This window comes from Streptococcus mitis (assembly GCF_002096815.1).
GTDB classification, from domain to species: domain Bacteria; phylum Bacillota; class Bacilli; order Lactobacillales; family Streptococcaceae; genus Streptococcus; species Streptococcus mitis_AD.
Genome location: NZ_NCVJ01000021.1, coordinates 511,975 through 535,386, shown reverse-complemented (window position 1 = coordinate 535,386; position 23,412 = coordinate 511,975). Strand labels below are relative to the sequence as shown.

General features: G+C 40.1%; 23 protein-coding genes and 1 pseudogene. 9 read left to right on the top strand and 15 right to left on the bottom strand.

What is annotated here, in order from left to right; genetic code table 11:
* Window positions 1–114: 114 nt before the first annotated feature.
* The 5 genes from coaB (at window position 115) to B7696_RS09405 (ending at window position 3,144) form a co-directional block, all read left to right on the top strand.
* The gene (coaB, locus tag B7696_RS09425) at window positions 115–804 is read left to right on the top strand and encodes a phosphopantothenate--cysteine ligase (protein ID WP_084863397.1); all 690 of its coding nucleotides are present in this window, start codon (window positions 115–117) and stop codon (window positions 802–804) included.
* A gap of 11 nt (window positions 805–815) precedes the next feature.
* Window positions 816–1,367, top strand: a complete 552-nt coding sequence (coaC, locus tag B7696_RS09420) for a phosphopantothenoylcysteine decarboxylase (protein WP_084863395.1) — start codon at window positions 816–818, stop codon at window positions 1,365–1,367.
* Complete coding sequence (locus B7696_RS09415) at window positions 1,351–1,914, top strand: ECF transporter S component (RefSeq protein WP_000747412.1); 564 nt, start codon at window positions 1,351–1,353, stop codon at window positions 1,912–1,914. Before coaC ends, B7696_RS09415 begins: the two co-directional genes overlap by 17 nt.
* Before the next feature lie 175 nt (window positions 1,915–2,089).
* Window positions 2,090–2,617 carry an ECF transporter S component gene (locus B7696_RS09410; protein WP_001097396.1) on the top strand — a complete coding sequence of 176 codons (528 nt, stop codon included), beginning with the start codon at window positions 2,090–2,092 and terminating at the stop codon, window positions 2,615–2,617.
* Between the two features lie 11 nt (window positions 2,618–2,628).
* Entirely contained in the window at window positions 2,629–3,144 is a 516-nt protein-coding gene (locus tag B7696_RS09405) for a transcription repressor NadR (protein WP_000159185.1), read from the top strand.
* Here the strand turns inward: B7696_RS09405 and B7696_RS09400 are convergent.
* The 5 genes from B7696_RS09400 to B7696_RS09380 all read right to left on the bottom strand — a co-directional run bounded on the left by B7696_RS09400 (window position 3,141) and on the right by B7696_RS09380 (window position 7,838).
* Window positions 3,141–3,608, bottom strand: a complete 468-nt coding sequence (locus B7696_RS09400; protein ID WP_084863394.1) for an 8-oxo-dGTP diphosphatase — start codon at window positions 3,606–3,608, stop codon at window positions 3,141–3,143. The two genes, B7696_RS09405 and B7696_RS09400, sit on opposite strands and share 4 nt — an antisense overlap.
* A gap of 72 nt (window positions 3,609–3,680) precedes the next feature.
* Complete coding sequence (locus B7696_RS09395; RefSeq protein WP_084863392.1) at window positions 3,681–4,169, bottom strand: GNAT family N-acetyltransferase; 489 nt, start codon at window positions 4,167–4,169, stop codon at window positions 3,681–3,683.
* A 14-nt stretch (window positions 4,170–4,183) separates the two neighbouring features.
* Window positions 4,184–4,810 (bottom strand): NAD(P)H-dependent oxidoreductase, encoded by a 627-nt coding sequence (locus tag B7696_RS09390; protein WP_084863391.1) that lies wholly within the window; start codon window positions 4,808–4,810, stop codon window positions 4,184–4,186.
* A 9-nt stretch (window positions 4,811–4,819) separates the two neighbouring features.
* A complete protein-coding gene (gene uvrB, locus B7696_RS09385) occupies window positions 4,820–6,808 on the bottom strand; it encodes an excinuclease ABC subunit UvrB (protein ID WP_084863389.1) in 1,989 nt (662 codons plus the stop codon).
* Window positions 6,809–6,884: 76 nt separating this feature from the next.
* Window positions 6,885–7,838, bottom strand: a complete 954-nt coding sequence (locus tag B7696_RS09380; protein WP_084863388.1) for a CPBP family intramembrane glutamic endopeptidase — start codon at window positions 7,836–7,838, stop codon at window positions 6,885–6,887.
* Window positions 7,839–8,009: 171 nt separating this feature from the next.
* Between B7696_RS09380 and B7696_RS09375 the strand changes: the two genes are divergently transcribed.
* The 3 genes from B7696_RS09375 (at window position 8,010) to zwf (ending at window position 12,553) form a co-directional block, all read left to right on the top strand.
* Window positions 8,010–10,175: an ABC transporter substrate-binding protein/permease gene (locus B7696_RS09375; RefSeq protein WP_084863386.1), complete on the top strand. Its 2,166-nt coding sequence runs from the start codon at window positions 8,010–8,012 to the stop codon at window positions 10,173–10,175.
* A complete protein-coding gene (locus tag B7696_RS09370; protein WP_084863384.1) occupies window positions 10,175–10,915 on the top strand; it encodes an amino acid ABC transporter ATP-binding protein in 741 nt (246 codons plus the stop codon). The genes B7696_RS09375 and B7696_RS09370 overlap by 1 nt, the downstream gene beginning before the upstream one ends.
* Window positions 10,916–11,065: 150 nt before the next feature.
* The gene (gene zwf / locus B7696_RS09365; RefSeq protein WP_084863383.1) at window positions 11,066–12,553 is read left to right on the top strand and encodes a glucose-6-phosphate dehydrogenase; all 1,488 of its coding nucleotides are present in this window, start codon (window positions 11,066–11,068) and stop codon (window positions 12,551–12,553) included.
* Window positions 12,554–12,598: 45 nt separating this feature from the next.
* On the opposite strand, the gene ftsY is transcribed toward zwf, so the two are convergent.
* The 3 genes from ftsY to B7696_RS09350 are packed head-to-tail and all read right to left on the bottom strand — an operon-like array spanning window position 12,599 to window position 15,486.
* The gene (gene ftsY / locus B7696_RS09360) at window positions 12,599–13,873 is read right to left on the bottom strand and encodes a signal recognition particle-docking protein FtsY (RefSeq protein WP_084863381.1); all 1,275 of its coding nucleotides are present in this window, start codon (window positions 13,871–13,873) and stop codon (window positions 12,599–12,601) included.
* A gap of 3 nt (window positions 13,874–13,876) precedes the next feature.
* Complete coding sequence (locus B7696_RS09355; protein ID WP_084863379.1) at window positions 13,877–14,695, bottom strand: Cof-type HAD-IIB family hydrolase; 819 nt, start codon at window positions 14,693–14,695, stop codon at window positions 13,877–13,879.
* The gene (locus B7696_RS09350) at window positions 14,695–15,486 is read right to left on the bottom strand and encodes a Cof-type HAD-IIB family hydrolase (protein ID WP_084863377.1); all 792 of its coding nucleotides are present in this window, start codon (window positions 15,484–15,486) and stop codon (window positions 14,695–14,697) included. Before B7696_RS09350 ends, B7696_RS09355 begins: the two co-directional genes overlap by 1 nt.
* Before the next feature lie 229 nt (window positions 15,487–15,715).
* On the opposite strand from B7696_RS09350, the gene B7696_RS09345 reads away from it, so the two are divergent.
* Complete coding sequence (locus B7696_RS09345; RefSeq protein WP_084863375.1) at window positions 15,716–16,411, top strand: VIT1/CCC1 transporter family protein; 696 nt, start codon at window positions 15,716–15,718, stop codon at window positions 16,409–16,411.
* Window positions 16,412–16,452: 41 nt separating this feature from the next.
* Here B7696_RS09345 and B7696_RS09340 read toward each other — a convergent pair whose 3' ends face one another.
* The 7 genes and pseudogenes from B7696_RS09340 to B7696_RS09305 all read right to left on the bottom strand — a co-directional run bounded on the left by B7696_RS09340 (window position 16,453) and on the right by B7696_RS09305 (window position 23,373).
* Complete coding sequence (locus B7696_RS09340; protein ID WP_084863373.1) at window positions 16,453–18,441, bottom strand: ABC transporter permease; 1,989 nt, start codon at window positions 18,439–18,441, stop codon at window positions 16,453–16,455.
* Window position 18,442: 1 nt separating this feature from the next.
* Entirely contained in the window at window positions 18,443–19,201 is a 759-nt protein-coding gene (locus B7696_RS09335; RefSeq protein ID WP_000173372.1) for an ABC transporter ATP-binding protein, read from the bottom strand.
* 374 nt (window positions 19,202–19,575) lie between these two features.
* Complete coding sequence (locus tag B7696_RS09330) at window positions 19,576–19,848, bottom strand: PspC domain-containing protein (protein ID WP_020901430.1); 273 nt, start codon at window positions 19,846–19,848, stop codon at window positions 19,576–19,578.
* Between the two features lie 58 nt (window positions 19,849–19,906).
* Window positions 19,907–20,356 (bottom strand): SprT family protein, encoded by a 450-nt coding sequence (locus B7696_RS09325; protein WP_020901431.1) that lies wholly within the window; start codon window positions 20,354–20,356, stop codon window positions 19,907–19,909.
* Window positions 20,343–22,472: a Tex family protein gene (locus B7696_RS09320; RefSeq protein WP_020901432.1), complete on the bottom strand. Its 2,130-nt coding sequence runs from the start codon at window positions 22,470–22,472 to the stop codon at window positions 20,343–20,345. Before B7696_RS09320 ends, B7696_RS09325 begins: the two co-directional genes overlap by 14 nt.
* A gap of 103 nt (window positions 22,473–22,575) precedes the next feature.
* A pseudogene (locus B7696_RS10670) lies at window positions 22,576–22,658 on the bottom strand (DUF1919 domain-containing protein); the annotation flags it as partial.
* A gap of 334 nt (window positions 22,659–22,992) precedes the next feature.
* Complete coding sequence (locus B7696_RS09305; RefSeq protein WP_084863369.1) at window positions 22,993–23,373, bottom strand: PBECR3 domain-containing polyvalent protein; 381 nt, start codon at window positions 23,371–23,373, stop codon at window positions 22,993–22,995.
* Between the last annotated feature and the right edge of the window lie 39 nt (window positions 23,374–23,412).

Genomic DNA, 23,412 nt, shown 5'->3' with positions numbered 1-23,412 from the left:
GAGTCCTTTCTTAAATTTTATATGGCTTTATAGTTTGAAACTATATTCTTTCCTTTTACCAAAATTTTATCACTTTCATTTTACTTACCGTTTATTTTTGTGTACAATAGTGCTATGAAAATTTTAGTTACATCGGGCGGTACCAGTGAAGCTATTGATAGCGTCCGCTCTATCACTAATCATTCCACAGGTCGCTTGGGCAAAATCATCACAGAAACTTTGCTTGCTGCAGGGCATGAAGTTTGTTTGATAACAACAAAACGAGCCGTGAAGCCAGAAGCCCATCCCAACCTAAGCATTCGAGAAATTAACAATACCAAGAACCTTCTTCTGGAAATGAAAGAACGTGTTGCAGATTATCAGGTTTTGATTCACTCAATGGCGGTGTCCGATTACACTCCTGTCTATATGACAGGGGTTGAGGAAGTTCAATCTAGTTCCAATTTGGAAGAATTTTTAAGCAAGCAAAATCATCAAGCTAAGATTTCTTCAGCTGACGAGGTTCAGGTTTTGTTCCTAAAAAAGACACCCAAAATCATCTCTCTAGTCAAGGAATGGAATCCTGCTATTCATCTGATTGGTTTCAAACTGCTGGTTGATGTCTCTGAGGATTATCTCATCGAGATTGCCAGAAAAAGTCTTATCAAGAACAAAGCAGACTTGATTATCGCAAATGACCTGACTCAAATTTCAGCAAACCAGCATCGTGCTATCTTTGTTGAGAAAAATCAGCTTCAAACAGTCCAGACTAAAGAAGAAATTGCAAAACTCCTCCTTGAAAAAATTCAAGCCTATCATTCATAGAAAGGAAAGCTATGGCAAACATTCTCTTGGCTGTAACGGGCTCAATCGCCTCTTACAAGTCGGCAGATTTAGTCAATTCTCTAAAAAAACAAGGCCATCAAGTTACTGTTTTAATGACCCAGGCTGCTACAGAGTTTATTCAACCTTTGACACTACAGGTACTCTCTCAGAATCCTGTCCACTTAGATGTCATGAAGGAACCCTATCCTGCTCAAGTCAATCATATCGAACTTGGAAAAAAGGCGGATGTATTCATCGTGGCCCCTGCAACTGCTAACACTATTGCAAAACTAGCCCACGGCTTTGCGGACAACATGGTGACCAGTACGGCTCTAGCCTTGCCAAGTCATATCCCAAAACTCATCGCACCAGCAATGAATACAAAAATGTATGACCATCCGGCAACTCAGGCTAATCTGAAAACATTAGAAAGCTACGGCTATCAGCTGATTGCTCCTAAGGAATCCCTACTAGCTTGTGGCGACCATGGACGAGGAGCTTTAGCCGACCTCACAATTATTTTAGAAAGAATAAAGGAAACTATCGATGAAAAAACGCTCTAACATTGCACCTATTGCTATCTTTTTTGCAACCATGCTCGTGATACACTTTCTGAGCTCACTTATCTTTAACCTTTTTCCATTCCCAATCAAACCGACTATCGTTCATATTCCTGTCATTATTGCCAGCATTATCTACGGTCCACGAGTTGGGGTTACACTTGGATTTTTGATGGGGCTACTTAGCTTAACTGTTAACACGATTACAATTCTACCGACAAGCTACCTCTTCTCCCCATTTGTACCAAACGGAAACATATACTCAGCTATCATTGCTATCGTCCCACGTATTTTGATTGGTTTAACTCCTTATCTAGTCTATAAACTGATGAAAAATAAAACTGGTCTTATTTTAGCTGGTGCCCTTGGTTCACTTACCAACACAGTCTTTGTACTTGGTGGAATTTTCTACCTTTTTGGAAATGTCTTTGATGGTAATATCCAAAAACTCCTAGCAACTGTTATCTCAACAAACTCCATTGCCGAATTAGTCATTTCCGCAGTTCTAACCCTAGCCATTGTTCCAAGACTACAGACTTTGAAAAAATAAAAACAATCTCCACTTTCAAGCTTGAAGGTGGAGATTTTGCTCTATACAGTTTCTTTTTAGTGAAATCTTTACCAACTTTTAACTAAAAAACGACCTATAAACCCAAGTAAATCCTTGCTTTATTGTCTTGTTTATTATACTATACTAGTGTATATACAGTTAAAAGGAGATTCTTATGAATACACGGAAAAAGACACAATTTATGACAATGACTGCCCTCTTAACGGCTATTGCAATTTTAATTCCAATTGTTATGCCTTTCAAGATCGTCATTCCACCTGCTTCTTACACTTTGGGGAGTCACATCGCTATTTTTATTGCCATGTTCTTGTCGCCCTTGATGGCAGTTTTTGTCATCCTAGCCTCTAGTTTTGGATTTTTGATGGCTGGCTATCCCATGGTTATCGTTTTTCGAGCTTTTTCCCATATCTTTTTTGGTACTTTGGGGGCTCTTTACCTACAAAAATTCCCAGATACACTAGATAAACCAAAATCTTCCTGGATTTTTAACTTTGTTTTAGCACTTATCCATGCCCTTGCTGAAGTATTGGCCTGTGTCGTTTTCTACGCAACTTCTGGTACCAATGTAGAAAATATGTTTTATGTTCTATTTGTACTAGTTGGATTTGGCACAATTATACATAGTATGGTAGACTATACATTAGCACTAGCTGTCTATAAAGTGCTTCGAAAACGCCGTTAAAAGGAAAAGCTATGACAAAAGATCGCAAACAAGCTCTGCTCCAACTCTTGAAAGAAGCTCCTAAAGCCCTTAATGGCCAAAGTTTGGCGGAACATTTTCATGTCACACGTCAGGTCATTGTGCAGGACATTGCAATTTTGAGAGCCGATGGCGCTCCTATCCTATCTACTAATCGTGGCTACGTCTATAAGCAAATTGATACCAATCCTTATGTCCATAAACTTTTCAAGGTGAAACATGAAGTTGAAGAAATCGGTCAAGAACTCCTTGCTATCGTCGATAATGGAGGGCGTGTCCAGAATACTTTGATTGACCATCCCGTTTATGGAGAAATTGAAACCTTGCTTAAACTGTCTTGCCGCAGAGATGTTCAACATTTTCTAGAACAAGTCGAGCATTCTGATTTTAAACCTTTATCTGAATTGACAGATGGTGTCCATTACCACCTAGTCGAAGCCGAAACGCAACAAGACCTCCACTATATCGAGGAGGCCTTGGATCAGCTAGGTTATTTAGTAAAGGATTAGAAAATTTTCTTTTCCCAATCGTCTTCTGTACGGCGAGGGTAGAAAAATTCAGATTTGTCCGATGCTTCCATCATCTCCATCAAAGGTAGCATATCATAGGCCAGATCCAAGTTTGGAATCTGGCCTTTTTGCACCCAAGAAACTTCTCCTTCATCTGAAGAGCGAAGGGTACCAGAGAACTCAGTTGCCTTATAACAAACGACAATATAGCGCCCACCTGTATCTAGTGGCCAATTTTTAATGCCGACAAGTTGAGGATTTTGGATAGTCAACCCTGTTTCTTCATAGATTTCACGAATGACAGACTCTGCGAAAGATTCGCCATTTTCTACATGGCCTCCTGGAAAGGCATAACCGGACCAGCGATTAGTTTCAGGAGCGCGATACTGCATCACCACGCGCTGAGCTTCGAGATCTTCAATCAGACAAATATTTGTTAAAATCGTTAATTGTGCTCGAGACATAAATTTACTCACTTTCTAATTTATTAAATTTTTAGACTTGGTACCAGTACCATTAGCTTCTACTTTTTAAAATTATTTAGAATAGAATACCATCCGTTTTTCATTTATGGGCTTTCCAAGTTCAAGTATCTTTTCTTGTTCATCAAAAGTAAAGCCCATTTTTTGATAGAAAGCAATTGCGCGCTTATTATCTTTCAATACCCATAAGAAAATTTCAGAAAAATGATTAAGAGCAATCAAAGCTGCTTTTATTAACTTTTGTGCAATACCTTTTCCATAATAGTCTTTTAAAACATATAAGGCAATAATTTCGCCAGCTTTAATAGTCTCATCACGAAAGTTTCCATAACTGATAAAACCAACTACCTTCATGCCATCCATCGCGATCAATGTATTTTCTGGATATTTTTGACTAAAGAATCGACATCTTTCTAGTGTCATCGTCTCCTGAAATTCTGCAGGTAAAAGGTCATCATAAGCCTCTCTCCACGTCTGCCAGTGAACGAGGGACTTACCTTCTATTTCTTCAGGAGTTTCCATTGATTTGATAATAACCGTCATTTATTTTCTTCTCCTTAATTCAACACCCTGACTTCCTTTGCTACTTTTTGTAGAAATTTTTGTCTTGTTGAACTTGTATTTACTTCACGGCCTAACTCTCCCAAGATTGAAACCCTCTTTGTTTTTATGCCACAGTGATTCAATACAGCATTCTTTAATACTGATATTCCATAACTGTCTGGAATGTTAATCGGACCTGAAAATACTGTGTACCACCAAGTTGGTGCCATGGAGGTTGCATAGATACTAGCTGTTTTTCCTTTTAGTAATTTTTTGAACTGTTTACCTCTCAAGTAGTTCAAAATAAAGCTTCCACGATTATTTGCGGAGTATGCAATGCCTGGCGTAAAAACACGATCAATCCACCCCTTCAATAGACTAGGCATGCTACTCCACCAAATAGGATAAACAAAAATGAAATGATCTGCCCACTGGATTAATTCTTGAGAGCGTAGAATAAACGGATTGTCCTCCATTCTTTGTCGATAACCATAACGTAAAACAGGATCAAACTCTTCCTCATTAAGATTAATCACTTCAAGTTCATGTCTCTTTGAGTCTATACTTTCTACAATCGTTTGAAAAATTGCTTGACAGTAGCTTTCTTTATCAGGATGTCCATTGATAACTAAAATATTCATAAAATTCCCCTAATCCAAGGCCTTCACTTCCAGCATCATATCGCGGATCTGAGCTGCGAGTTCAAAGTCAAGCACTTCGACGGCTTCTTGCATTTGTTTTTCTAGTTTCTTGACGAGTTCTTTGCGTTCTTGTTTGTTGAGGCTATTGATATCGACTTCCTTGTCTTCTTCCTTAGCAACCGCCTTGGTCACAGCAATCAGGTCACGGATTTCTTTCTTGATTGTCTGAGGCACGATACCATGATCTTCATTATAAGCCATCTGGATTTTGCGACGACGGGCCGTTTCATCCATAGCACGTTGCATAGACTGAGTCACAGTGTCCGCATACATGATGACATGGCCTTCGCTATTACGGGCAGCACGTCCAATGGTCTGGATGAGTCCACGCTCGTTACGAAGGAAACCTTCCTTGTCAGCATCAAGAATGGCTACGAGACTCACTTCAGGTACGTCAATCCCTTCACGGAGCAGGTTAATTCCGACCAAGACATCAAAGACACCCAAACGCAGATCTCGGATAATCTCTGTTCGCTCTAAAGTCTTGATATCCGAGTGCATGTACTTGACCTTGATGCCCATTTCTTTAAAGTAGTCGGTTAAATCTTCTGCCATTTTCTTGGTTAAAGTGGTAATAAAGGTACGCTCATTCTTCTCAACACGGGCATTGATTTCACCTAAGAGGTCATCAATCTGTCCCATTGTCGGACGGACTTCCACTTCAGGATCTAGAAGCCCTGTCGGACGAATAATTTGCTCAATCACTGTCTGAGTCTGTTCATTTTCATAATCACCTGGTGTCGCTGAAACGTAAACAATCTGATGAACGTGACTCTCAAACTCTTCACGACGGAGAGGTCGATTGTCCAAAGCTGATGGCAAACGGAAACCATAATTAACCAGCATTTCCTTACGAGAACGGTCTCCATTGTACATACCCTTGATTTGTCCCATGGTCATGTGACTCTCGTCAATCATGATTAAGAAATCATCTGGGAAGAAGTCGAGAAGCGTATAAGGAGGCTCACCTTCGCTACGACCATCCATGTGGCGTGAATAGTTTTCAACCCCGTTGGTATAGCCCATCTCACGGAGCATTTCGATATCATACTCAGTCCTCTGTTTCAAGCGTTGCGCTTCAAGCAATTTACCTTCCTTTTCAAAGACAACTAGTTGCTCTTCTAATTCTGCTTGAATCTTGGCAATAGCAACTTCCATATGGTCGTCATTGGTCACAAAGTGAGTCGCAGGGAAAATCGCCAAATGATCCACTTCTCCCAAGACCTGACCTGTCAAAGCTTCAACCTCACGAATACGGTCAATTTCGTCTCCAAAAAATTCTACTCGAAAGGCATGCTCATCACGAGAGGCTGGGAAAATCTCCACTACATCCCCACGCACACGAAATCTTCCTCGTTGGAAATCAATATCATTTCGCTCAAACTGGATGTCAACTAAGTCATTCAGGAGTTTATCACGAGAAATTTCAAGACCAGGACGGAGACTAACGACACTATCAGCGTATTCCTTGGGCGAACCCAAACCATAGATACAAGAAACGGAAGCTACGACGATAACATCATTGCGCTCCAGAAGGGACGAAGTCGCTGAGTGTCGGAGCTTGTCAATCTCGTCATTGACAGAGCTATCCTTTTCAATATAGGTATCACTAGAAGGGACATAGGCCTCAGGTTGGTAATAATCATAGTAAGATACGAAGTACTCAACAGCATTTTCAGGGAAAAATTCCTTAAATTCTCCATAGAGCTGTCCTGCCAGAGTCTTATTGTGGGCGATGACCAGAGTTGGTTTATTGACTTTGGAAATGACCTGACTCATGGTATAGGTCTTTCCTGTACCAGTCGCCCCCATCAGAATCTGAGCTTTTTCTCCCCCCTCGATATTATCAACCAACTGCTCAATAGCTTGAGGTTGGTCTCCTGAAGGTTGATATTTTGATACTAGTTTAAATTGATTATCTGTAATGCGATTGATCATAAGAATCCTCTCTCGATGTGCTATTCCTATTTTAGCATACTTATAGCATTTTCACGAAGAAAAGGACGGACCGAAGTCACATCCTTTCATTTTCTTTCTTTAATTGATAAGCGATATAGATAATCAGCAGTAACAAGACTAGACTTGTCATGATAGAACCTTCTATGCCAAAAGAACCACCTGATAGCCAGCCTTGATTGCCTTGTGGTAAAAAGGTCATCAGAGACGTTCCTGATGGTTGACCACTAACTAAAATCCCAAAGAGATTGCCCTGAGCAAAATTCCAGGCTCCATGAATACCTGCAACACCCCAAACTGTATCAGTTTTGAGAAGGTAAAGAGCCATGGCAACTCCGAATAAAAAGAGATTCACTAGAGATAGAGGTGTGAGACCCGAATTGCCCATATGAAGCAGGGTGAAGAACATGCTAGATATAAGAACAGCAAGTTTTAGATTGGTTCTTGAGGCCAATTGAGGAAGGAGCCAAGCACGGGACACCACTTCTTCTGCTGTCCCCTGTAAAATCCAAAATGGGATAGAAAAGACAACAAAGAAAAGCGAATAAGGATTCAAGCGAATGGACTCAAAACGATATTGCCCCAAGGTCACTAAACCTAACAAGGTCAGAAGAAAAAGTGCCAAACCTAAGCTAAATCCTTTCAGAAGATTGCTGAGGAAATTCTCTCTATAAAATCCCAAGGTTCGAATAGGCCTTTTCTCAACTTTTTTAGTCCATCTGAACACAGTGTTGAGTATAAAACCAAAGGCCAGTAAATCTAAAATTAAATGAAAGTCACTTGTTTTATCCATCAAGCTCTGCTGCAATGTCTGCAAGTAGCTTGCAAGATTTTGACCAGTCTCTCCAAAATTCCTAGCAAATCCGATGAGAGCTAACAAGCTAATACCATACAAAGTATAAGCCACAAACTCTCCTATAAAGACAAAAACAAAGGCTAATAAGGGACTTGTGTAAATGTTTAATCTCATTTTTGAAGCTTGGAAGTCTTTAAATATTCTTTTATTCTTCATATCCCTGTCCTCTTTTATTCTATTGTATACTATTATTATAGCACTTTATGGTAGCAGTTCAAGAAAGAAAAGAAAAAACAATGTTATATTTTCTGACACAGAAATATAAAAATTTGCCTTTTTTTACTTTTTCTGATATAATGGGAAAATATTCGGAAAAGGAGACTAAAAATGAAGAAAAAATTTCTAGCATTTTTGCTAATTTTATTCCCAATTTTCTCATTAGGTATTGCGAAAGCAGAGACGATTAAGATTGTGTCTGATACCGCCTATGCACCTTTTGAGTTTAAAGATTCAGATCAAACTTATAAAGGAATTGATGTTGACATTATCAACAAAGTCGCTGAGATTAAAGGATGGAACATTCAGATGTCCTATCCTGGATTTGACGCAGCGGTCAATGCGGTTCAAGCTGGTCAAGCTGACGCTATCATGGCTGGAATGACAAAAACTGCTGAACGTGAAAAAGTTTTCACCATGTCTGATACTTACTATGATACAAAAGTTGTCATTGCAACTACAAAGTCACACAAGATTAGTCAGTATGACCAATTAAAGGGTAAAACTGTTGGTGTTAAAAACGGAACTGCTGCTCAACGTTTCCTTGAAAGTATCAAGGATAAATACGGTTTTACTATTAAAACATTTGACACTGGTGATTTGATGAACAACAGCTTGAGTGCTGGTGCCATTGATGCTATGATGGATGATAAACCTGTTATCGAATATGCCATCAACCAAGGCCAAGACCTCCATATTGAAATGGATGGTGAAGCTGTAGGAAGTTTTGCTTTCGGTGTTAAAAAAGGAAGCAAATACGAGCACCTAGTCACTGAATTTAACCAAGCCTTGGCTGAAATGAAAAAAGATGGTAGTCTTGATAAAATCATCAAGAAATGGACTGCTTCATCATCTTCAGCAGTTCCAACTACAACTACTCTAGCGGGCTTAAAAGCTATTCCTGTTAAAGCTAAATACATCATTGCCAGCGATTCTTCTTTTGCACCTTTTGTTTTCCAAAATTCAAGCAACCAATACACTGGTATTGATATGGACTTGATTAAGGCAATCGCTAAAGACCAAGGTTTTGAAATTGAAATCATCAACCCTGGTTTCGATGCCGCTATTAACGCTGTCCAAGCTGGTCAAGCAGATGGTATCATTGCTGGTATGTCTGTCACAGATGCTCGTAAAGCAACTTTTGACTTTTCAGAATCATACTACACTGCCAATACTATCCTTGGTGTCAAAGAATCAAGTGCCATTGCTTCTTATGAAGATTTGAAAGGGAAGACAGTCGGTGTTAAAAACGGAACTGCTTCTCAAACCTTCCTAACAGAAAATCAAAGCAAATACGGTTACAAAATCAAAACCTTCGCTGATGGTTCTTCAATGTATGACAGTTTAAACACTGGTGCCATTGATGCCGTTATGGATGATGAGCCTGTCCTCAAATATTCTATCAGCCAAGGGCAAAAATTGAAAACTCCAATCGCTGGAACTCCAATCGGTGAAACAGCCTTTGCCGTTAAAAAAGGAACAAATCCAGAATTGATTGAAATGTTCAACAACGGACTTGCAAACCTTAAAGCAAACGGAGAATTCCAAAAGATTCTTGATAAATACCTAGCTAATGAGTCTTCAACCGCTTCAACAAGCACTGTTGATGAGACAACTATCTGGGGCTTGCTTCAAAATAACTACAAACAACTCCTTAGCGGGCTTGGTATCACTCTTGCTTTAGCTCTTATCTCATTTGCTATTGCCATTGTTATCGGGATTATCTTCGGTATGTTTAGCGTTAGCCCATACAAATCTCTTCGTGTGATCTCTGAGATTTTCGTGGACGTTATCCGTGGTATTCCATTGATGATTCTTGCAGCCTTCATCTTCTGGGGAATTCCAAACTTCATCGAGTCTATCACAGGCCAACAAAGTCCAATTAACGACTTTGTAGCTGGGACTATTGCCCTCTCGCTCAATGCAGCCGCTTATATCGCTGAAATCGTTCGTGGTGGTATTCAGGCCGTTCCGGTTGGACAAATGGAAGCCAGCCGAAGCTTGGGTATTTCTTATGGAAAAACCATGCGTAAGATTATCTTGCCACAAGCAACTAAATTGATGTTGCCAAACTTTGTCAACCAATTCGTTATCGCACTTAAAGATACAACCATCGTATCTGCTATCGGTTTGGTTGAACTCTTCCAAACTGGTAAGATTATCATCGCCCGTAACTACCAAAGTTTCAAGATGTATGCAATTCTTGCTATCTTCTATCTTGTAATTATCACACTTTTGACTAGACTAGCGAAACGCTTAGAAAAGAGGATTCGTTAATGGCAAAATTAAAAATTGATGTAAATGATTTACACAAGCATTATGGAAAAAATGAGGTTTTAAAAGGAATCACGACTAAGTTCTATGAAGGAGATGTTGTTTGTATCATCGGCCCTTCGGGTTCTGGTAAGTCAACCTTCCTCCGTAGCCTCAATCTTCTAGAAGAAGTCACTAGCGGTCACATCACTGTGAACGGTTATGACTTAACTGAAAAAACAACCAATGTTGACCATGTCCGTGAAAATATCGGAATGGTGTTCCAACACTTCAACCTCTTCCCACACATGTCTGTTCTAGAGAATATCACTTTTGCTCCTATTGAACACAAACGAATGACCAAAGAAGAAGCTGAGAAATTGGGGATGGAGTTGCTTGAAAAGGTTGGACTAGCAGATAAAGCTAATGCTAACCCAGATAGCCTATCCGGTGGTCAAAAACAACGTGTGGCTATCTCTCGTGGACTAGCAATGAATCCAGACATCATGCTCTTTGATGAACCAACTTCTGCCCTTGACCCTGAAATGGTCGGAGACGTACTAAACGTTATGAAAGACTTGGCTAAACAAGGCATGACCATGATTATCGTAACCCATGAGATGGGATTTGCCCGTCAGGTTGCCAACCGCGTTATCTTTACTGCAGACGGTGAATTCCTTGAAGATGGAACACCTGATCAAATCTTTGACAACCCACAACACCCACGTCTGAAAGATTTCTTGGACAAGGTCTTAAACGTCTAAACTCAAACTGTAAGGATTTCCTTGCAGTTTTTTTCTATCTCGTATTGGATTTTTTGATTTTTCGGAAAATTATGTTAGAATTAAGTTTATGAAATGAGATTTCCTCATACCTAGCAAGACTAGGAATAAAAATAGAAATTAGGTAGCTAGATGTCATCTAAGGTTATTGTTACAATTTTCGGTGCGAGTGGAGACCTGGCTAAACGCAAGCTCTACCCTTCCCTATTTAGACTATATAAATCCGGCAATCTTTCCGAGCACTTTGCCGTTATTGGAACTGCCCGTCGTCCTTGGAGCAAGGAATATTTTGAATCTGTAGTAGTTGAATCTATCCTTGATTTGGCAGATAGTACCGAACAGGCTCAGGAGTTTGCTAGCCACTTCTACTATCAAAGCCATGATGTCAATGATACAGAACACTACATTGCTCTACGTCAATTGCAGGCTGAACTAAATGACAAGTACCAAGCTGAACACAACAAGCTCTTCTTCTTGTCTATGGCTCCTCAGTTCTTTGGAACTATTGCCAAACACCTCAAATCGGAAAACATTGTAGACGGTAAAGGTTTTGAACGTTTAATCGTTGAAAAACCATTTGGTACAGATTACGCAACTGCAAGCAAGTTAAATGACGAGCTCCTAGCAACATTTGACGAAGAACAAATTTTCCGTATTGACCATTATCTTGGTAAGGAAATGATCCAAAGCATCTTTGCAGTTCGCTTTGCAAACCTGATTTTTGAAAATGTTTGGAACAAGGACTTTATCGATAATGTTCAAATTACCTTTGCGGAGCGCTTGGGTGTAGAAGAACGTGGTGGTTACTATGACCAATCTGGTGCACTCCGTGACATGGTCCAAAACCACACTTTGCAACTGCTTTCTCTGCTTGCCATGGATAAGCCAGCAAGCTTCACAAAGGACGAGATTCGTGCTGAAAAGATTAAGGTCTTTAAAAACCTCTATCATCCAACGGATGAAGAGCTTAAAGAACACTTTATCCGTGGTCAATACCGTTCAGGTAAGATTGATGGCATGAAATATATCTCTTATCGTAGCGAGCCAAATGTGAATCCAGAATCTACAACTGAAACCTTTGCATCTGGTGCCTTCTTTGTAAACAGCGATCGCTTCAGTGGTGTTCCTTTCTTCTTCCGTACTGGTAAACGACTGACTGAGAAAGGAACTCATGTCAACATCGTCTTTAAACAAATGGATTCTATCTTTGGAGAACCACTTGCTCCAAACATTTTGACCATCTATATCCAACCAACAGAAGGCTTCTCTCTTAGCCTAAATGGAAAGCAAGTAGGAGAAGAATTCAACTTGGCTCCGAACTCACTTGATTACCGTACAGACGCGACCGCAACTGGTGCTTCTCCAGAACCATACGAGAAATTAATTTATGATGTCTTAAATAACAACTCAACTAACTTTAGTCACTGGGATGAAGTTGGTGCATCATGGAAGTTGATTGACCGTATCGAAGAGCTTTGGGCTAAAAATGGTGCTCCACTTCATGACTATAAAGCTGGAAGCATGGGACCTCAAGCAAGCTTTGACTTACTTGAAAAATTCGGTGCCAAATGGACTTGGCAACCAGATATCGCCTATCGTCAAGATGGTCGTTTAGAATAACAAAAAATCCTGCAAGTTTGTACCTTGCAGGATTTTTACTTCTAATTAGATTAAGCCTTCCAAGAGACCCTTCATAAAGTTTTCTGAATTAAATTCTCCAATATCATCGATTTTTTCACCAAAACCAATCAATTTTACAGGAATATTGAGTTCTTCACGGATGGCTAGAACAACACCACCTCGAGCAGTTCCATCAATCTTAGTCAAGACAATTCCAGTTAATGGCGTGATTTTTGAAAATTCTTTGGCCTGTACCAGGGCATTTTGACCCGTTGATGCATCAAGAGCCAAGAAGGTTTCATGTGGTGCTTCTGGTACAACACGTTTGATAATACGACCAATCTTTTCCAGCTCAGCCATGAGGTTGTCCTTGTTTTGCAGACGACCAGCGGTGTCAATCATAAGAATATCGATACCTTCAGCTACTGCTCGTTCCATCCCATCAAAGACAACGCTAGCTGGATCAGCTTTTTCAGGCCCCGTCACAACAGGAACATCAACACGACGGCCCCATTCTGCTAGCTGGGCAACGGCTCCCGCACGGAAGGTATCTGCTGCTACTAGCATGACTTTTTTGCCAGCTTGCTTGTAACGATGAGCTAATTTCCCAATAGAAGTTGTCTTCCCAACACCGTTCACACCGACGAAGAGCATAACTGTCAAACCATCTTGGAAATGGATTTGTTCATCGTAGTTGCCATCCTTTTCGTAGAGTTCAACCAATTTCTCGATAATGACACGGCGAAGTGCATCAGGCTTCTTAGCGTTTTCGAGTTTAGCTTCATAGCGAAGCTCTTCTGTTAGGTTAGAAGCGACCTGCACACCGACGTCACTCATGATGAGCAATTCTTCCAATTCTTCGAAGAAGTCTTCATCGACAGAACGGAAGTTAGCAAAGAAGGCATTCAAGCGTGCTCCGAAGCCTGTACGAGTTTTCTTAAGACTGCGGTCATATTTTTCCTGAACAGTTTCTTCTACTTGAGACGTTTCTGGTTCAAGCACTTCAGAACTATTTTCTTCTACAGTCTCTAGGAGCTCAGTATTCTCTTCCTCTGTGACTTCTTCTGAGTTTAGCAATTCTTCGACTTTTTCTTGATGAACCTCTACATCTGGCTCTGAATCCAGACTTTCTTCAACTGTATCTTGATTTTCCTCTTCTTGGAGCGCAACTTCTTCAGAACTTTCAATTTCTGCTTCTTCTTGAGAAACTTCCTCAGCTTCTGTATCTTCAGACAAATCAAGATTTTCCAGAGCTTCTTTTACAACTTCTTCGATTTTAGGTTCTTCTTTTTTTCCGAATAGACGGTCAAATAATCCCATATCTTAGTTCTCCTTTAGCACATATTCTTCGATAGCCCAGGCGACAGCCTCTTCATCATTGGTCATTGGCGTCACTACATTTGCGACTGCCTTGACTTCAGGAACAGCGTTTTGCATGGCAACACCGAGCCCTGCCCATTCAATCATAGAGAGGTCATTGGCCTCGTCACCACATGCCATGACTTGACTTTGGTTAATTCCAAGATGGCTGATCAGTTTTGCCAAACCTGTTGCTTTATGAACATTCTTTGGTGACCACTCTAGCAACATTTCACGTGACTTAAAGATTTCATATTGATCAAACAATTCTGGAGAAATCTCTTGAATGGCTGCATCCAAGGGTTCTTGAGCAAAGGCAGTCACGCATTTATTATAAGTCATTTGACTAGATAAGTCTGCAAAGTCAACTGGAACAAAAGTCAAAGCTGGATTGAATTTGGCATAAAGACTTTCTTGGTCAGATTGAATTTGATAAACAGTTCCTTCTGAGATGGCATCAAGAGGCAGTGATAATTTCTCTGTTTCCTCATACAAGCGTGCCACATCATCATATGAAAAGACTGTTTTATCAAGGATTTCACCTGTATTTTTCTGAACCAAACCACCATTAAAAGTAATGGTATACTCATCTTCGTGACCGTCAGTCCCTAGCTCATGGAGAAAGAAATCCATAGCTTTTAAGGGACGACCAGTTGTCAATACGACCTTGATACCACGATCACGCACAGCTTTCAAGGTTGCCTTGGTACGATCCGTCAGCCTTTTATCAGTAGTCAGCAAGGTCCCGTCCAAGTCCAATGCGATTAATTTTATATCTGCCATTATAAGCCCTCCATATAAGCTATAACCGACTGGTCCTTATGGTGACCAATCACAGTCTCTGCTAATTCTAAAATTTCTGGTCGTGCATTTTCAGGAGCTACAGGATGTCCCACAACCTGCATCATATGCAAGTCATTTAGATTGTCTCCAAAAGCCATAACCTGATCCATTGTGATGCTAAGTTTTTTAGCCAATTCAACAATGGCCACTCCCTTATCGACATAGTCCAGAACAATATCAATGGATTCAAAGCCAGTTGTCATGGCCTTAACACCAGGGACGTTTTCGTTTACCCAAGCTTCCCCAGCTTCTAGCGTTTCTTCTGTGAAGTTGGTTGTAAATTTGAAAATGTCATCTGTAATATCTTCTAGACTCGCTACTTTTTGGATATTTTCATTATAGTGCTGACTCACTTTTAAATAGGTCTCATCAACCGTATCTAGAACATAAGCTCCCTTTTTTCCCGTCAAGAGCAGTTTATTGATATCTACATAAGGTGAAGTTTTCAGCCTTTCAAAAGTCGTCAGATAAAAGTCACGAGACATGGTCGCTTCATACAAGTCCTGACCTTGATATTCTACCAAACTGCCATTTTCCGCGATGAAAATAATGTCATCACGAACATCAGCAAATAATTTTTCTAGAGACAGAAATCCGCGCCCCGAAGCCACCGCAAAGTAAATCCCTTTTTCCTTGTAGGAAACCAAGAGAGACTTGAGGCGGTCCATTTCAAAGCGTCCATTCTCATCTAGGAAGGTTCCGTCCATATCTGTTGCTACTAGTTTAATCATAAAATCTTTCTTACTCCGATTAGTAAATCTACCTTCTATTATACCATAGATGAGTAGAAAAAGGACGAGTCTATCAGCTTTGCTTCTCTTTTATCCTTCTCAACTAGCTAGTGCTGTTTCTATCTTTTAAAAAACTCGTAAAATTAAAATCGTGCAACTTTTTTCAGATACTTTTAAAAGATTGATTTCATAACCTGTTTCCTTTATACTGGATAAAAAGGAGAATAGTATGTCAGAAACAAATCACGAAATCGATTCAAATTTTGCAGGTCGTTTAAATATCCTGCGTGCTGGTGTTCTTGGTGCTAATGATGGAATTATTTCCATTGCTGGTGTGGTTATCGGGGTTGCCAGTGCTACCAGCAATATCTGGATTATTTTTTTATCAGGATTTGCAGCTATTTTGGCTGGTGCCTTTTCAATGGCTGGTGGAGAATATGTATCCGTCTCAACTCAGAAAGATACAGAGGAAGCGGCCGTTGCGCGTGAGCAGCTCTTGCTAGACCAAGATATGGAGCTAGCCAAAAAATCCCTCTATACTGCTTATATCCAAAATGGAGAATGTGAAACCTCTGCCCAACTCTTGACCAACAAGGCCTTTCTTAAAAATCCACTCAAGGCTCTGGTAGAGGAAAAATATGGGATAGAGTATGAAGAATTTACCAATCCTTGGCACGCTGCCATCTCTAGCTTTATTTCCTTTTTCCTTGGTAGCTTACCACCCATGCTTTCAATTACCATTTTCCCAAGTGATTACCGCATCCCTGCTACTGTCCTTATCGTCGGTGTGGCTCTTCTTCTCACTGGTTACACTAGTGCCAAACTTGGAAAAGCTCCAACCAAAACAGCTATGATTCGGAACTTAGCTATTGGCCTCTTGACCATGGGAGTTACCTTTCTGCTAGGACAACTTTTCAGCATTTAGAACATAAGAAATACCTCGATTTTGAAGTCGAGGTATCTTTTTTACATTTGGACAATCTTGCGATAACTTCTTGAAGTAATCATGAAAATCAGCACATAGGCGATAAGGAAGATAGCGCAGATAGACAAGGTCACAATCAACATCATATTCGTATCTATTACACCAATCACTTTTAAAATCAGACTAAGCATATGGTAGGCAAAGGCGAGATGTATGAAGGCAAAAAGCAAAGGAAGAAAGAAAACAGTTAAAACCTGTTTGTTAATGGTTTGCTTGATTTGCTTTTGATCTAAACCGACTTTCTGCAAGATAATAAAGCGTTCACGGTCTTCGTAGCCTTCAGAAATTTGTTTGTAGTAGATGACCAGAACGGTTCCGACCATAAAGATAATGGATAGGAAAATACCGATAAAGAAGACACCACCAAAGAGGGCACTCATTTGAGCACTAGCATCTGATAGATTGCTACCATAAACATAGCTACCTTCCTTGTTTAATTGAGCATTAAATTGATTGAGGTATTTATCATATTCTTCAGCAACCTTGAGTTGTTCTTCTTCGCTGGCATTTACATTCATGCCACCGTAAAACTGATTATAGATAGCCGAATCTGGGAATTGATCCAAAAATGCTTGCAAATTAGGAACAACAAGGTAATTGTAATCAGCAGTCAAAATATTAAACTGATTTGGGACATGGTTGACAATGAAATCTTTAGTAAATTCTTCTTTGACAGAAAATTGATGATCGTTCAGAGTTAGAGTTTTCTGTTCTTTAACTCCCTCATTCTTTGCAAAGAGTCCGACCTCATTTCCTGATAGAGACAGTTTTTGACCAGTCATATTTTCATAATCTTTTTGGTCAAATACCATGAAAACTGTTGTGGGTTGGACACGGTTTTGTCCTTTTTCAAAAATAGTTAACTTATTTCCTTCTTGGTTTGCAACACCAAAGTAAGTGTAACGAAGCACTTCTTTCTCTTTAATATTATAACCTTTGTCACTTGCAAACTGGCTCAAGAGTTTGTCCAAATCTTCTTTTTCAACATTTTGCCCTGAAACCCCAAAATCATGAGGATTTAGAACTTTTTTAAAGCTTTCTGAGGCATTGAAAATACTAGTCGCTGCAGACATGGTCACCAAAACCATTGTTGACAAGATAGCGATAGTTGCTAGTCCAACCGCATTTTTCTTCATACGGAAAATCAAATTAGACACTGAGATCAGGTTATTTGGCTGGTAATAATATTTCTTATTTTTCTTCAACATTTGGAGGAAAACGGTAATCCCTGCGTTAAACAAGAGATAAGTTCCAAAGATAACCAGTAAAACAGCTAGGAAGAAGGTTGTTAAGGCTGTAAGAGGATCTTTTACCGTAAGGGCAAGATAATATCCAATCCCTAAACTAATCGAACCAAGAATAGTTTGTAGAGGTAGGAAACGACCTTTTTTCTCTCCGCTTGCTTTCTCACGCGAGAGCTGAAGGGCATTCATACGGGCAATTCGAAGGGAATTCAGGAACACGAGACCTAGGAAAATCAAACCAAAGACAACAAGTACTGTAATGACAACTTTCATCTGGAAAGTAGCGACTAGTTCTACCTTTAATTTCATCAGTTTGAGTAGGAAAGCGAAAATCAACTTGTCAAACAAGGCTCCAATACCGATACCTGCTCCAACAGTTAGAATCCCAAATACCACTAACTCCTTAAAGGTCATACTGATCAGGTGACGTTTCTCCAATCCCAACATGCCATAAATCCCCAGTTCCTTGGAACGGTTTTTCATGACAAAACTATTGGCATAGAGGACGATAATGGCTGACGCAAGGGTGACGACAAACATACCAAATCCTAGAGTAGCTTGAATCGTTTCCCCTCCACGAATTTCTGCAATCTTGGGATTGAAAGTTAGAGAGTAAAAGAGATAGGTGACAGTGACTGCCAAGAGAACAGCCAGCGCAAAAGGATAGTAGAGTTTGCGGTTTTTAATCAAGTTCGATACCGCTAACTTATTGGTTAATCGAAACATACTAATTCACCTCGCTTGCCATGACAGTCAAGGTATCAGAAATTTCTTGGAACATCTGACGTTCTGTCTTCTCTCCACGGTAGATTTGATTGTAAAGAATGCCGTCTTTGATAAAGAGCACGCGCTTGGCTCTGCTAGCTGCTGCTGTTGAGTGGGTTACCATGAGAATGGTTTGGCCGCGCTCATTGATTTCATCAAATACATCAAGTAAGGCTGCAGAGGACTTGGAATCAAGGGCACCTGTTGGCTCGTCCGCAAGGAGAATTTCAGGTTCTGTGATGATGGCGCGGGCTACTGCTACACGCTGTTTTTGCCCACCTGAAATCTCGTAAGGGTACTTCTCTTGCAATTGGTTAATTCCCAGATTCTCAGCTGTCACCACCAATTTCTTCATCATCTCCGTAATGGGTCTTCTTGACAAGACAAGGGGAAGCAAGATATTATCTTTTACAGAGAGAGTATCTAACAAATTAAAGTCTTGGAAGACAAATCCCAGCTTTTCACGACGGAAGCTAGAAGCCTGTGAATTTTTAATGGTTGCGGTGTCAGTTCCATTCAAGTAAACCTGACCACGAGTTGGTTTATCCAGCATAGCTAGAATATTGAGCAAAGTTGATTTACCAGAACCAGACTCACCCATGATGGCAACGTAGTCACCCTTTTCGACGGTAAAGTGAATATCCTTGAGGGCTTCTACTTGGTTGCCCTGAAAACGAGTTTTATAAATTTTTTGAACGTGTTTTACATCTAAAAGTGTCATGAGAATCTCCTTTCTTAATATCCCATCAAATGAAATGTTGCTTGCATCATAGCGCATCCCAGCTGAACACGCTCGATTTCTTTGTGACTTGGTTTTCTAGTTTTCTTATGTAAGATTTGTTTCATGATGTTACTCCTTTGTTCTTTATGAGTCTAGTTTACATCAAAAAAAGACTGCTTGCCATAACCTAACCTTACAAAAGAGACTTTAATCTTACATTTTTGTAAGATTGGGGGGAAATGTAGATATTTTATTAAAAATATTTTACCATAAAAAGAAAGCAAGAAGAAAACCCTTGCGGATACAAGGGTTCAAGAAATGTTAAAATAGATTAGTCGAATTCATAGACTAACAGTAAAATAACTGTTTCTACCTCACCAAAACCATCCATCATTTTCTTCAATGGCTTGGGCTTCCTTGCGTTTGCGTGGTCCTGTTCCGTACATTTCGGCTTCTATGTCTTCCTTGGTTGGTAAGATAGAGGCAAGAATGATGTAAATAATCACACCAATTCCAAAATTTGCCACGGTAAAAATAGCAAAGAGAAAGCGGACTAGGGTTACATCAAAATTCCACTTGTCTGACAGACCTGCCAGAACTCCTGAAATCATGCGATTTCGTCTCATTTTATAAAATTTACTGTTCATGATTTTTCCTCTTTCTACTAGGTTAGACACAGTATATCACGGGTAGGCTCGGCTTTCATCAGTCCTCAGGCTGATTTATTAGTAGCAATTTACCTCTACAAACTCCACAGCGATAGCGTACAGTATCAATCCTTCTCTTGCGATGATACCTTTGCTTGCAGAATTGACAACGATAAAGTTTGAGTGGTTTGGAGTGGCTATTTGTCAAGGAGGGTACAAAGCGTAATCCATCCACTGCTTTCAACAGTTCCTTAAAATCCCTATCCTTGTGTTGATAGCCCTTCCCTTGAAAATAGAGGTGATAGTGACAGAGTTCATGGCGAACAATTTTCCTAAAAACATCCAGACCCAGTTCCTGATAAACCTTGGGATTAAAATCCAAATGCCCATCTTTGGGGAAAAATCGCCCACCTGTCGAACGTAGACGCCTATTCCACTGAACATGATGGATAAAAGGTCTGCCGAAGTCTTCTAGTGAAACCTGCTTAACGTAATCAGTCAGTTTCATTTGGAGCGAGAAGCGACAGATTGACTTTTTCACGTTCAGTATCAATTTTCTTGACCCAAACCGTTACCAAATCACCAACGGATACCACTTGGCTGGGATGCTTGATAAACTTCCGACTCATATGGGAAATATGAATTAGACCGTCTTCGTGAATTCCAATGTCAACGAAGGCACCAAAGTCAACTACATTACGCACCACACCCTCTAGCTTCTGACCAACCACTAGATCCTTGATATCTAGGACATCTTGGCGAAGCACAGGTGCGTCAAAGGAATCACGGAAATCTCGACCTGGTTTGAGAAGGTCAGCAATGATATCTTTAAGGGTTTCTGGACCAAGTTCTAGTTCTTGCGCCATTTCCTTGACTGAAAGGGACTTGAGTTTGCTTTGGGCTTCTTCATTCAAGTCTGTAATGTCCAAACGTTTGAAAAGTTCCTTAACGGCAGCGTAATTTTCTGGGTGAACTCCTGTATTATCAAGGATATTGCTACTTTCAGGGATACGGAGGAAACCAGCAGACTGCTCAAATGCCTTGGCCCCCAGACGAGGAACTTTCTTGATTTGGGCGCGTGAAGTGATTTTTCCCTCTTCCTCACGGTATTTGACAATATTTTCAGAAATAGTTTTATTAAGTCCAGCGACATGGGAAAGAAGAGCTGGGCTGGCTGTATTGACATTGACACCGACTTGGTTAACCACTGTATCGACAACAAAGTCCAGACTTTCAGACAGTTTCTTCTGGCTGACATCATGCTGGTACTGACCAACGCCGATTGACTTAGGATCGATTTTAACCAATTCCGCAAGAGGATCTTGCAAACGACGGGCGATAGAAATGGCAGAGCGTTTTTCAACGGTCAAGTCTGGAAACTCCTGACGAGCAAGTTCGCTAGCAGAATAGACAGAAGCACCACTTTCATTAACGATAACATAGCTGACTTCAGGGAAATCTTTAAGAACTTCCGCCACAAAGGCTTCACTTTCACGACTGGCCGTCCCATTTCCAATGGCAATAATTTCTACACTGTATTGACCAATCAAGTCTGCCAAATCTTTCTTAGCTTCTTCTATTTGACGAACTGATGCTGGTTTGACAGGATAAATGACCTGAGTTGTCAGCATTTTTCCTGTTGCATCTACGACAGCTAGCTTGGCACCTGTACGAAAGGCAGGGTCAAATCCTAGAACCACGCGCCCTTTCAGCGGAGCAACTAAGAGGAGATTGCGCAGATTGTCAGAAAAGAGTTGAATAGCTCCCTCTTCTGCCTTTTCAGTTAATTCTGTCCGAATACGGCGCTCGATAGCAGGCAAAACTTTTTTCTTAACTGACTGTTGAACAACTTCATCAATATAGGTATTTTTTACCTTGAAACGAGCAGCAAAGAATGCAAGAATACGGTCCGTTGCATGTTCAAAACCGACCTTCAAGACACCTAGCTTCTCCCCACGATTGAGGGCTAAGGTACGATAACCTTGCATATTTCCAACCGTCTCAGAAAAATCATAGTAAATTTGAAAAACCTGCTTTTCATCAAGACTTTCATCCTTGACTTGAGAAGTGAGTTTAGAGTGTCTCAGCACTTCCTGATAAGTCATAGCACGTAAATTGACATCTTCCGATAAGGCTTCGACCAAGATATCAACTGCACCAGCCAAGGCTTCCTTCCCAGTCGCAAATCCTTCACAGACAAACTTCTCTGCCTCTTTCTCTAGGCCAGCTACATTCTGCAAAATCAAGCGAGCAAGCGGGAAGAGTCCGGCTTCACGGGCAATGGTTGCCTTGGTTCGACGCTTTTCCTTGTAAGGAAGGTAGAGTTCTTCTACGTCTGCTAATTTTTCGGCAGCTAAGATAGCTTCTTCCAACTCCTTGGTCAGCTTGCCTTGCTCTTGAATCTTAGCTAAAACAGCTTCCTTACGGTCGTTGAGATTGGTCAGACTTTTATCCAAGTCAATAATGGCCTTAATCGCCACCTCATCTAGACTACCAGTCATGTCCTTGCGATAACGCGCGATAAAGGGAATAGTCGCCCCTTCAGCTGTCAAACTTAGAACGGTATCAATTTGCTTTAACGTCACTCCCAAATCTTGGGAGATTTTTTCATATTTTTTATCCATAAATCTATTATACCATAAGCTAAACGTTTCAAATTACCTCTTACAATATTTAAAAACAATATGTGGGGAATAGATTTATATTCTATAGTGCAATAACTTGTACTTAGAGAGCATTACCTCCTTTTTTAACCACCCCATGACATCAAAAGTATTTAATGGATCAGACATAATAGCCAGTTCTGGGACCCGTATAGTTGAGAAGGTTTCAATTTAGAATTCTACTAGATTACAAAAGAATCTATGAGTAATTTCACTGTTTTTATTTTTTACAAAACGCTTTATAAAGCTATTTGTTGAAATTAACGAATCAATTTTCAGAGCAAATAAAAAATCGCAAGCCTGAGCCTTCGGAGGGGATAATCTTTTTTGAAATTTTAAATAAAAAAGGAGCATTTAAGCTCCCTCCTTTGAAATAACGGACACTTGGCTGGTCGGTGTACCCAGCATCTCAGATACCTTTTTCAAGGTGCGGCAGGAACCTTTCTGCCCTCAAATGTCTTTCGTTAATATTATTCTAGCACTATCTACTTTTTTTGTCAAGTTTTCTCAATCTACCAGACTTAATACGACTTTGTAACTTGTAATCTTGTAAACGATACATGGTCGGAACATAAAAGAAATCACCACTTTTATGTAACTTGATGGCAACAAGAACATTATCATCAAATCTTTTAACATATTCAAAACTAGCATCTTTCTCTCGTGGATTGACCCCAACGAAATCTGGATTATCTAGTATAAGTTCCAGATCTTCGATATGATGAATCACATCATTATGATGCCGTTTCAACATATGACTTCTTAAACCTTCTTTGTTAACCTTGATATCACTCGCTTCAATAATAATATTAAAAATTTCTTTTACTTCGTCGGTAACCTGACCGATTTTTTCGTGATTCATAATTTCCTCCGTTACTTCATAACTATTATATCACAACCA